This is a genomic window from Pyxidicoccus caerfyrddinensis, assembly GCF_010894405.1.
GTDB lineage: Bacteria > Myxococcota > Myxococcia > Myxococcales > Myxococcaceae > Myxococcus > Myxococcus caerfyrddinensis.
In genome coordinates, this window is the sequence record NZ_JAAIYA010000036.1 from 81,028 (window position 1) to 93,351 (window position 12,324).

A 12,324-nucleotide genomic window follows, 5' to 3' on the forward strand; every position below is an offset into this window, starting at 1 on the left:
GGCAGCGTGGCTGGCTCAACGGGCCGGGCATGGAGGCCCAGCTCGCGTACTGGAAGAAGCAGCTCGCCGGAACGCAGGTGCTGGAACTGCCCACGGACCGCCCGCGCCCGGTGCGCTGGTCGGGCCGGGGTGGCCGCCTCCAGGTAGCCGTGCAGAAGCCGCTCATGGACGCGCTCTGGACGGTGGGCCGCCGCGAGGGCGCCACGCCCTTCATGGTCCTCACGGCCGCGCTGCAGACGGTGTTGCACCGCTACTCGGGCCAGGACGACATCATCGTCGGCACCTCCGCCGCCGGCCGCAACCGTCCCGAGATCGAAGGCCTCATCGGCTGCTTCCTGAACACGCTCGCCATCCGGGGTGACTTCTCGGGAGCGCCCACCTTCGTGGAGCTGCTCCGTCGCGTGAAGGTGGCGTCCATTGGCGCGTACGCCCACCAGGAGATTCCGTTCGAGCGACTGGTGGACGAGCTGCGCGTGCCTCGCGACCCGAGCCGCATGCCGCTGGTCCAGGCGATGCTGACGTTCCACAACACGCCGCCGGTGGAGGTCCGCACGCCGGGCCTGGGCGTGAAGATGATGGAGCTGGACATCGGCGCGACGAAGGTGGACCTGTCGCTGGAGCTGCGCGAGACAGCGGACGGCCTCACGGGCGCCCTGGAGTTCGCGGCGGACCTCTTCGAGCCGCAGACGGTGGAGCTGCTCTGGGAGCGCTTCGTGCGCCTGCTGGAGGGCGTCGCGGCGGACCCGACGCAGCGCGTGGCGGAGCTGCCGCTGCTGTCCGGCGACGAGCGGCACCGCATGCTGGTGGAGTGGAACGACACGCGCCAGCCGTTCCCGGAGGACGCGCGCATCCACGACCTCTTCGAGGCCCAGGCCGCGAAGACTCCGGACGCGGTGGCGGTGGTGGCGGAGGGCCAGCGGCTCACGTACGCCGAGCTGGATGCTCGCGCCAACCAGCTCGCACACCACCTGCGCTCGGTGGGCGTGGGGCCGGAGGTGCGGGTGGGGCTGTGCGCGGAGCGCTCGGCGGAGCTGGTGGTGGGGCTGCTCGGCGTGCTGAAGGCGGGCGGCGCGTTCGTCCCGCTGGACCCCGCGTACCCCAACGCGCGGCTGACCTACATGATGCGGGACGCCGGGCTGTCCGTGGTGGTGACACAGGCGCACCTCGCGGACGAGCTTCCCGCCGGCAACGAGCTACTCGTCTCCGTGGACACGGAGTGGAGCCACATCGGCCGGAACCCGACGGAGCCGCCGCGCTCCGGCGTGCTCTCCGGAGGGGTGGCGTACGTCATCTACACGTCGGGCTCCACGGGGACGCCGAAGGGCGTGCTCGTGCCGCACCAGGGCCTGTGCAACACGGTGCGCGCCGTCATCCGCGCGCACGGCGTGGGGCCGGGGAAGCGGGTGCTCCAGGCGGCGGCGCTCGGCTTCGACGCGTCCGTGCTGGAGGTGCTCTCCACGCTCGTGGCCGGAGCGGAGCTGCACCTGGCGCCGCGTGACTCGCTGCTGCCGGGTGCGCCGCTGCGCGAGGTGCTGGAGGCACGCGGCATCACCACCGTGACGCTGACGCCGTCCTCGCTGTCGCAGCTGGAGCCCGAGGGCCTGCCCGCGCTGGAGACGGTCATCTCTGCCGGAGAGGCTTGCTCGCCGGAGCTGGCGCGGCGCTGGACGTCGCGGCGGCGGTTGCTCAATGGCTACGGTCCGACGGAGGCCACGGTCTGCGCGACGGTCTCCACGGAGCTGGACGCGGAGCGGCCGGACATCGGGCGCCCCATCGCGAACATGCGCGCGTACGTGCTGGACGGGTGGGGACAGCCCGTGCCTCCGGGCGTGCCGGGTGAGCTGTTCCTCGGTGGACCGGGCGTGGCGCGTGGCTACCTGGGCCGGCCGGAGCTGACGGCGGAGCGCTTCGTGCCGGATGCGCTCTCCGGCGAGTCCGGTGCGCGCCTGTACCGGACGGGAGACCGCGTTCGCTATCGCCTGGACGGGCGGCTGGAGTACGTGGGCCGCACGGACCACCAGGTGAAGGTGCGTGGGTACCGCATCGAGCTGGGCGAGGTGGAAGCGGCGCTGCGCCAGTACCCCGGCGTGAGCGACGCGGTGGCCTCGGTGCGCGAGGAGCCGCCGGGGACGAAGCGACTGGTAGGCTACCTCGTGGCGGATGCGGCGGCGCTCGACGTCACCGCGCTGCGCGCCTTCCTGAAGGAGCGGCTGCCCGAGCACATGGTGCCGGCGGCCTTCGTCGCGCTGGACGCACTGCCGCTGTCGCCGGCGGGGAAGGTGGACCGGGCGGCGCTGCCGGCCTCGGACACCGCGCGCGTGGGTCCGGGGAAGACGTTCGTAGAGCCGGTCACCGACGCGGAGAAGACGCTGGCGGCGCTCTGGGCGCAGGTGCTCGGCGTGGAGCGCGTGGGCCTGCACGACAACTTCTTCGAACTGGGCGGCGACTCCATCCTCGGCATCCAGATTGTCTCGCGCGCGAAGGCGGCGGGGCTGGCGCTGGAGCCGGCCATGCTCTTCGAGAAGCAGACGCTCGTGGAGTTGGCCGCGGCGGCGGGCGCGGCGAAAGCGGGCACGGCGGAGCAGGGCGTGGTGGAAGGCCCCGTTCCGCTGACGCCGATGCAGCGCATCTTCTTCGAGGACTGGGCGCTGCCGGAGCCGCACCACTACAACCTGGCGGCGGTGCTGGAGGTGCGCCGGCCGGTGGACGCGGTGCTGCTGGAGAAGGCGCTGGTGGCGCTGGTGGCCCACCACGATGCGCTCCGCCTGCGCTTCACGCGGACGGCGGAAGGCTGGCGCCAGCTCAACGCACCCGTGCCCGAGAAGGTGACGCTGCGGCGCGCGGACCTGTCCTCCGTGCCGGAGGCGGAGCAGGGCGCGGCGCTGGAGAAGGTGGGCGCGGAGGTCCACCGGAGCCTGGACCTGGGCGAGGGACTGCTGCTGCGCGCCGTCCTCTTCGAGCGGGGCGCGGGCCGCACGGCGCGGCTGCTGCTGGTGGTGCACCACCTCGCCGTGGATGGTGTCTCGCTGCAGCCGCTGCTGGAGGACCTGGAGACGGCCTACACGCAGCTGGAGCGCGGCGCGCAGGTGTCGCTGCCGGCGAAGACGACGTCGTTCAAGTCGTGGGCGGAGCGGCTGGTGGTGCACGCTCGCTCGGAGGCACTGTCCCGTGAGCTGCCCCTCTGGAAGGCGACGGGGGACGTGTCGCCGCTGCCGGTGGACCTGTCGGGCGGTGAGGACACGCCGGGCTCGGAGGCGCTGCTCACGGTGACGCTCGGTGAGACGGAGACCCGTGCGTTGCTGGCCGAGACGCCCATGGCTTACCGGGCCCGCGTGGACGAGGTGCTGCTCGCGGCGGTGGCGAAGGCCATCTCCGGCTGGACGGGTGGCCGCAGGGTGCGCCTGGAGCTGGAGGGCCACGGCCGTGAGGCGCTTTTCGCGGACGTGGACCTGTCCCGCACGGTGGGTTGGTTCACCAGCACCTTCCCGCTGGAAGTGGAGCTTCCGGAGGGTGGCAGCCCGGGTGACGTGCTCCGGGCGATCCGGGATTCACGGCGCAGGCTGCCCGCCAATGGCATCGGCCACGGGCTGCTGCGCTACCTGCGAGAGGACACGGCCGAGGCGCTGCGCACCGAGCCTCGTGCCGAGGTGGGCTTCAACTACCTGGGCCAGTTGGACGCGGCGTCCCGTGGCTCGGAGCGCTTCGCCCTCACGGAGGAGCCGAGCGGCCCGTGGCATGGCGCGGGAGGCCGCAGGCCCCACCGCGTCGAAGTGAACGCGGTGGTGAGCGAGGGCCGGCTGAAGGTGACCTGGGCCTACAGCACCCACGTGCACCAGCGCGCCACCATTCAAGCCGTGGCCACCCGGTTCCTGGACGTGCTGCGCGAGCTGGTGGATGGCCGCAGGAGCCCGGACGCGGCGCGCCGCTCGCCCGGAGACTTCCCGCTGGCGCACCTCACGCCCGCTTCGCTGGAGCGCCTGCTGCGCCAGCACCCGGACGTCGAGGACCTGTACCCGCTCACCTCGCTCCAGCAGGGCATGATCTTCCACGCGGCGCTGGCGGCGCCCGGCTCGGGCGTCTTCCATGAGCAGCTCGCGTGGACCGCGCGAGGCCAGGTGGACGTGCCCGCGCTGAGGCGTGCGTACGCGGAGGTCATCGCCCGCAATGCCGTCCTGCGGACCTCCTTCGCTCACGAGGGACTGTCCGAGCCGCTCCAGGTCGTCCACACCCGGGCCGAGCTGCCCTGGACGGAGCATGACCTGCGCGGCCTGCCCGGCGACGAGCAGCGCACGCGGCTGGACGCCATGGTCCGCGAGGACCGGGCCCGTGGCTTCGAGCTGTCCCCGGCGCCGCTGGCCCGGATGGACGTCGTGCGCGTGGGCGAGGAGGAGTACCGCTTCCTCTGGAGCCACCACCACCTGGTGATGGACGGATGGAGCGTGGGGCTCATGCTCCAGCAGGTGTTCGCCTGCTACGAGGCGCTCACGTCGGGCCGCGAGCCCGCGCTGCCGCGTCCTGCCGCCTGGCGCGACTACATGGCGTGGCTCCAGCGGCAGGACCTGTCGCGCGCGGAGGCGTTCTGGCGGAAGGAGCTGGCGGGCTTCACCGCGCCGACTCCGCTGCCCGCCGCCCGGCCCGTGGCGCCTGGAGTGGAGGCCGCCGTCACCGGCGAGGAGAAGCTGTATCTGTCGCCGGAGACCACCGCGGCGCTCCATGCCTTCACGCGGAAGAATGGCATCACCCTCAACACGCTGGCGCAGGGCGCGTGGGCGCTGCTGCTCGCGCGGCACGCGGGTGAGGACGATGTGGTGTTCGGCGCCACCGTCTCCGGCAGGCCCGTGGACCTGCCCGACGCGGAGTCGATGGTGGGCCTGTTCATCAACTCGCTGCCCGTGCGGGTGACACTGCCCGAGCGGGAGACCGTGGTCTCCTGGCTCCAGCGACTCCAGGCGCGGCAACTCGAGATGCGCCAGTACGAGCACAGCCCGCTGGTGCAGGTGAAGGGCTGGAGCGACGTGCCGCGCGGCCTGCCGCTCTTCGACAGCCTGCTCATCTTCGAGAACTACCCGCTCGACACCTCGCTGGGACAGCGCGTCCCGGGGATGGAAGTGCGGGATGTGCAGAGCCAGGAGCAGGGCAACTATCCGCTCATCGCCTACGTGGTGCCGGGCAACACGCTGCGGCTGAGCCTCGCGTATGCGCCCGCGCTCTTCGGCGCGGACTCGGTGGCCCGGCTGCTGGTGCACTGGCGGACGCTGATGGAGGGGCTGGCCTCCGGAGCGCAGCGGCTCGGTGACGTGCCGATGCTGCATGAGGAGGAGCGGCGCCGGGTGCTCGAAGCCGGGCACGGGCCTCGGGCTACCTTCGACTCGGAGGCCAGCCTCGCGGTGCTGTTCGACGCCCAGGCGTCGCGCACGCCGGATGCGGTGGCCCTGCTGGCGGGGGACTCGCGAGTGACGTACCGGGAGCTGGCGGCCCGCGCCGAGGGCCTCGCGCGCACGCTGCGGGGAATGGGCGTGGGGGCGGAGTCGCGCGTGGCGCTGTGCGCGGACCGCTCGGTGGAGATGGTGGCGGGCGTGCTGGCCGTGCTGAAGGCGGGCGCGGCGTGGGTCCCGTTGGATCCTGCGTACCCGCGTGCGCGGCTCGCGTGGATGGTGGAGGAGAGCCACCCGGCGGTGCTGCTCGCGCGGCGTCACCTGGCGGACCGGCTGCCTCCCCACGATGGAGTCCCCGTGCTCTGGCTCGAGGACGGCAAGGCCGACGCGGGGGAGCCGTTGCCTCCGACGGTGGGCGGTGACGCGCTCGCGTACGTCATCTTCACCTCTGGCTCCACGGGTCGGCCCAAGGGGGGCATGGCCACGCACCGCGCGACGCTCAACCGCTTCGCGTGGATGTGGCGCACCGTCCCGTTCGAGCCGGGCGAAGTGTGCACCGTGAAGACGGCGCTGAGCTTCGTGGACTCGGTGTGGGAGGTGCTCGGGCCCCTGCTTGCCGGCGTGCCCGCGCTGCTCCTGTCCGACGACACGGCGAAGGACCCGGCGCTGCTGGTCGAAGCGATGGAGCAGGGCCGGGTGACGCGGTTGGTGCTCGTCCCTTCGCTGCTGCGGGCCCTGCTGGAGGTGCCGGACGTGGCACGCCGGCTGGCGTCGCTGCGCACCTGGGTGACGAGCGGCGAGCGGCTGCCGGACGAGCTGGCGGCACGCTTCCGCGAGCGGCTGCCGCACGCGCGGCTGCTCAACCTCTACGGCTCCTCGGAAGTTGCGGCGGACGCGACGGCGGACGAGGTGGGCGAGGGCCCGGTGTCCATCGGCCGGCCCATCGACAACCTGCGCGCATACGTCCTCGACGGGGCGCTGCGCCCGGTGCCTTCGGGCGTGCGCGGCGAGCTGTACGTGGCGGGCCCCGGCGTGGCGCGTGGCTACCTGGGCCGGCCGGACGCGACGGCGGAGCGCTTCCTGCCAGACGCGTTCGGTGCCACAGCTGGCGCGCGGATGTACCGCACGGGAGACGTCGCCCGATGGATGCCGGACGGCCGGCTGGAGTACCTGGGCCGGGCGGATGACCAGGTGAAGGTGCGCGGCGCTCGCGTGGAGCCTGGAGAAGTGGAAGCAGTGCTCGCGCAGCACCCGGCGGTGGCGCGCGTCGCCGTCGTGGCGCATGAGGTCTCACCGGGAGATGCGCGGCTGGGGGCCTGGGTCGTCCTGAAGCCGGGACAGACGCTCGACGCCACGGCGCTGCGCACGTTCCTGAAGGAGCGGCTGCCGGACTACATGGTGCCGTCCGCCTACGCGGCGCTGGTCGCACTGCCGCTGACGCCGAGCGGCAAGGTGGACCGCAGGGCCCTGCCTGCACCGGACGTCCAGGCTCCGAAGCCGCAGACGTTCGAAGCGCCGCGCACGGAGGCCGAGCAGAAGCTGGCCGCCATCTTCGCGGAGGTGCTCAACCTCACGCAGGTCGGCCTGCACGGAGACTTCTTCGAGCTGGGCGGCCACTCGCTGCTGGCGACGCAGGTCGTCTCGCGCGTGCGCGAGGCCTTCCGGGTGGAGCTGCCGCTCCGCGACGTCTTCGAGGCCCCCACGGTGGCGAAGCTGGCCCGTCGCATGGAGGAGACGCGGGACCGGGCCGCGGAGCCCCAGGCCCCGCCGCTGAAGCGGGTGGCGCGCACGGGCGCACTGCCTCTGTCCTTCGCGCAGCAGCGACTGTGGTTCCTCGACCAGCTGGAGCCGGGCAGCGCCTTCTACAACATCCCCCTGGCGGCACGACTCGTGGGCCCGCTGGAGGTGGACGCCCTGGAGCGCAGCCTCCGCGAGCTGGTGCGCCGGCACGAGGTGCTACGCACGACGTTCCGTACCGAGGGCGGTTCGCCCGTGCAGGTCGTCTCCCAGCAGGCCGTGCTCCCGTTCGCGGTCATCGACCTTTCGTCGCTGCCACCGGAACAGAGCGAGGCCGAGGTCCACCGGCTGGTCCGCGAGGAGGCGCTGCGCCCGTTCGACCTCTCCAGCGGTCCGCTGCTGCGGGCCCGCGTGCTGAAGCGATCGGAGCAGGAGCACATCCTGCTGGCGAACATGCACCACATCGTCTCGGACGGGTGGTCCCTGGGCGTCGTCATCCGTGAGTTCACCGCGCTCTACGAGGCCTTCCGCGACGGACGGCCCTCGCCGCTGCCCGAGCTCGAGGTGCAGTACGCCGACTTCGCCGCGTGGCAGCGCTCCTGGCTGGAGAGCGGCGCGCTCCAGCGGCAGCTCGACTGGTGGCGGAGGCAGCTCGATGGAGCACCCCAGGTGCTCGCGCTTCCCACCGACAGGCCCCTGCCCGCGGTGCAGACCTTCCGCGGCGCCAACGTTCCCGTCCGCCTCCCTGGAGCCCTCACCCAGGCGGTGAAGACGCTGTCCCAGCGCGAAGGGGCCACGCCGTTCATGGTGTTGCTGGCGGCCTTCCAGACGCTGCTGGCGCGCTACTCGGGACAGGAAGACCTCGTTGTCGGCACGCCGGTGGCGGGCCGCAACCGCGCGGAGACGGAAGGCCTCATCGGCTTCTTCGTCAACACGCTGGCGCTGCGGGCGCGCCCGTCCGGAAGCCTGTCCTTCCGGGCCCTGCTGGGGCAGGTCCGCGATGCGGCCCTGGGCGCCTACGCCCACCAGGACGTTCCCTTCGAGCGACTGGTGGAGGACCTGCAGCCCACGCGCAGCCTGGGCCACTCGCCGCTGTTCCAGGTGATGTTCTCCCTGCAGAACACGCCCGTCCCGCAGGAGCGGGTGCGAGACCTCTCGCTGACCCTGCTGGAGGCGGAGCTCGGCGCGGCGAAGTTCTTCCTCTCCCTGGGCCTGGAGGACCTGCCGGACGGTTTCTCCGGCGGTTTCGAGTACAACTCCGACCTGTTCGACGCGGCCACCATCGAGCGCATGGCGTCGCACTGGCTCACTCTGCTGGAGGCGGCCGTCGCCGCACCGGAGCAGCGCCTGGCCGACCTGCCGCTGCTGTCGTCCGGCGAGCGGCACCGGCTGCTGGTGGAGTGGAACGACACCGCGGCGGACTACCCACGCGACACCCCGGTCCACGTGCAGCTCGCGGCGCGCGCGGCACGAATGCCCGAGGCCGTGGCGCTCCGCTGGGACGGCGGGCAGCTCACGTATGCCGGACTGATGGAGCAGGTGCGGGCCCTGTCCGCGCGGCTGCGGCGGCTCGGCGTGGGGCCCGAGGTGCGCGTGGGCCTGTGCGCCTCTCGCTCGCCCGAGATGGTGGTGGGGCTCCTCGCCATCCTCGACGCCGGTGGCGCCTGGGTGCCGCTGGAGCCGGACTCTCCGCGCGAACGGCTTGCGCTCATGCTGGAGGATGCGCGCCCGACGGTGCTGCTCACCCAGCGGGCCCTGCGCGACGCGCTGCCCCCGAGCGCCGCTCGGGTGGTGCTCCTCGACGAGGCCGCGCCTGCTTCGGAGGCCACGGCCGCTGGCACACCGGCGCCGGCTGTCCTGGCGGACCATGCCGCGTACGTCCTCTTCACCTCGGGTTCCACGGGCCGGCCCAAGGGCGTGCTCGTGTCCCACCGCGCGCTGGCGCGGCACACGGCGTGGTTCATCTCCGCGCTGGAGCTGGGGGCGGAGGACCGGGTGTTGCAGAAGACCACGCTGGGCTTCGACGTCTCCGTGCCGGAGGTGCTGGCGACGCTGGTGGCCGGCGCGCAGCTGGTGCTCGCGCCCGCCGAGGCGAACAGCGACTCGGGCGTCCTGCTGGAGACGCTGGAGCGCCTGCGGGTGACGGTGCTCCAGCTCGTGCCGTCGCAGATCCGGGTCCTGCTGGACGAGGAGCACCTGGAGCGCGCAGCGGGGCTGCGCGTGCTGATCTCCGGAGGCGAGGCGCTGCCCGTGGACCTGGTCCATCGGGTGGGTGAGCGGCTGCCGTCCACCTGGCTCATCAATGCCTATGGACCCACCGAGACCGCCGTCGACGCGACGGCGTGGCTCGGGGGTGCGCCTGGGGAGGGCCCCTCCGCGCCCATCGGCCGGCCCATCGCCAACACGCAGGCGTACGTGCTGGACGCCGCCGGGCAACCCGTCCCGGAGGGCGTGCCCGGTGAGCTGTTCATCGGTGGCGACGGCCTGGCGCGCGGCTACGTGGGCCGGCCGGAGCTGACGGCCGAGCGCTTCGTGCCGGACGCCTTCGGCGGAGCACCCGGCGCCCGGCTGTACCGCACGGGCGACCGCGCGCGCTGGCGCGCGGGCGGCTCCCTGGAGTTCCTGGGCCGCGTGGACGCCCAGGTGAAGGTGCGAGGCGTCCGCGTCGAGCCGGCCGAGGTGGAGGCCGTGCTGGCGCGTCACCCCGACGTGCGCGAGGCCCTCGTCATCGCCCGGGAGGACGCTTCCGGTGGCGCGAGGTTGGTGGCGTACATGGTGCTTCGGAGCGCCACGCCAGGCGAGGTCGTCTCGGCCGGCAGCGCCCCTGTGACGGAGGCGCCGCGGACCTGGCTCGCCGGGCGCCTGCCGCCCGCGATGGTGCCGTCGGCCTTCGTGGTGCTGGAGTCCCTCCCGCTGCTTCCGAACGGGAAGGTGGACCGCAAGGCGCTGCCTTCGCCCGACGCGGAGATCTCCGAGCGCGAGTACGTCGCGCCGCGCACTCCGACGGAGGAGCTGCTGGCCGGCTTCTTCAGCCGGGTGCTGGGCGTGGAGCGCGTCGGCGTACACGACGGCTTCTTCGAGCTGGGCGGCCACTCGCTGCTGGCCACGCAGCTCGTCTCGCGCGTGCGGTCGACGTTCCGGGTGGAGCTGGCCCTGCGCGAGCTGTTCGAGGCGCCCACGGTGGCCGAGCTGGCCCGCCGCGTGGACCAGGCGCAGCGGCAGGGGCAGCACGCCCCGTTGCCTCGGCTGAAGGCCCTGCCGCGCACGCGCCGGCTGCCGCTGTCCTTCTCGCAGCAGCGACTGTGGTTCCTCGACCAGCTGCAGCCGGGGAGCGCGTTCTACAACGTGCCCTCCGTGGTCCGGCTGTCCGGGCCGCTGGACGCCCGTGCGCTGGAGTGGAGCTTCGGGGAGCTGCTGCGCCGGCACGAGGTGCTGCGCACGACGTTCCGTGTGGAGGACGGCACGCCGGTGCAGGTCATCTCGCCGGAGCCGACGGTGGCCTTCCTGACGGTGGATCTGGAGGGACTGCCACAGGCGGACCGCGACGCGGAGACCAAACGGTGGATTGAAGAAGAAGCACAGCGCCCCTTCGACCTGACCCGGGGGCCGCTGCTGAGGGCGACGCTCCTGCGCCTGGGCGAGCGGACGCACGTGCTGGTGCTGGTGATGCACCACATCGTCTCGGACGAGTGGTCCATGAACATCCTCGTGCGCGAGGTCGCGGAGCTCTACGAGGCGCTCGCCCACGGGCAGCGCCCGACGCTGCCGGAGCTGCCTCTCCAGTACGGGGACTACGCCCTCTGGCAACAGGACTGGCTGCGGGGCGAGGTGCTGGACGAGCAGCTCGCGTACTGGAGGATGCAGCTCGACGGAGCGCCCCGAGCGCTGGTGCTGCCCACGGACAAGCCACGTCCGGCGATGCAGACGTTCCACGGTGCGCTGCTGAGCACCCTGTGGCCGGAGACGCTCTGGGGCGAGGTGAAATCGCTGGCGCGGAAGGAAGGCGCCACGCCCTTCATGGTGTTGCTGGCGGCGTTCCAGACGGTGCTGTCGCGCTACTCGGGGCAGGAGGACGTGAGCGTGGGCGCGCCCATCGCGGGACGCACCCGCGAGGAGACCGAGCGGCTCATCGGCTTCTTCATCAACACGCTGGTGCTGCGCACGAAGCTCGGTGGCAACCCCACCTTCCGGCAGCTGCTCGCGCAGGTGCGTGAAGTGACGCTGGGGGCGTATGCCCACCAGGACGTGCCCTTCGAGAAGCTGGTGGAGGAGCTGCAGCCCGAGCGAGACCTGAGCCGCAGTCCGCTGTTCCAGGTGACGCTGACGCTGCAGAACACGCCGACGAAGGAATTCCACCTGCGAGAGCTGACGCTCCAGGGCCTGGACGCGCAGGAGAAGACGTCGAAGTTCGACCTGTCACTCCTGGTGGGAGAGACGCCGCAGGGGCTGGCGGTGGCGGCCAACTACAACAGCGACCTGTTCGAAGCCGCGACGATGGAGCGACTGCTGGGACACCTGCGGGTGCTGCTGGAGTCGGCGGTGGCGAGCCCCGAGCAGCGACTGATGGACCTGCCGCTGATGGGCAGGGAAGAGCGGCGGCGAGTGGAGGAGTGGAGTGGCAGGGCCGTCGAGTTCCCGCGAGAGGCCGGGCTGCACGAGCTGTTCGAAGCGCAGGTGCTGAGGACCCCTGACGCGGTGGCGGTGGAGTACGAGGGCCAGCGGCTCACGTACGTGGAGCTGAATCGCTGGGCCAACCAGCTGGCGCGCCACCTGAAGGGAATGGGCGTGGGGCCCGGGGTGCGAGTGGGCCTGTGCGTGGAGCGCTCGCTGGAGTTGGTGGTGAGCGTGCTGGGCATCCTCAAGGCCGGTGGTGTGTACGTGCCGCTGGATCCCAGCTACCCGCTGGAGCGCCTGTCCTGGATGAAGCGCGAGGCGGGAGTCGCGCTGCTGGTGGCACAGGAGAAGCTGGCGGATGAGGTGGCCGAGGGCGGCGAGCTGGTCTTCTGCGTGGACTCGCAATGGGAGGTCCTCCTGCGCCAGCCGGAAGGCAACCTGCCGACGCGCGTGGGTGGAGACCACCTGGCGTACGTGATGTTCACGTCGGGAAGCACGGGCCGCCCGAAGGGTGTGGGCGTGCCGCACCGAGCGGTGTCCCGGTTGGTGCTGGGCACGGACTTCGCGCACTTCGGGCCGGAAGAGGTGTGGCTGCAGT

Annotated in this window: 1 protein-coding gene (only partly in view); it reads left to right on the forward strand. The window is 72.5% G+C overall.

What is annotated here, in order from left to right; genetic code table 11:
- Positions 1–12,324: part of a non-ribosomal peptide synthase/polyketide synthase coding region (locus G4D86_RS53565; RefSeq protein ID WP_240360880.1), annotated on the forward strand (this coding region is incomplete at its 3' end). The annotated region extends 7,339 nt beyond the left edge of the window; the window shows 12,324 of its 19,663 annotated nt.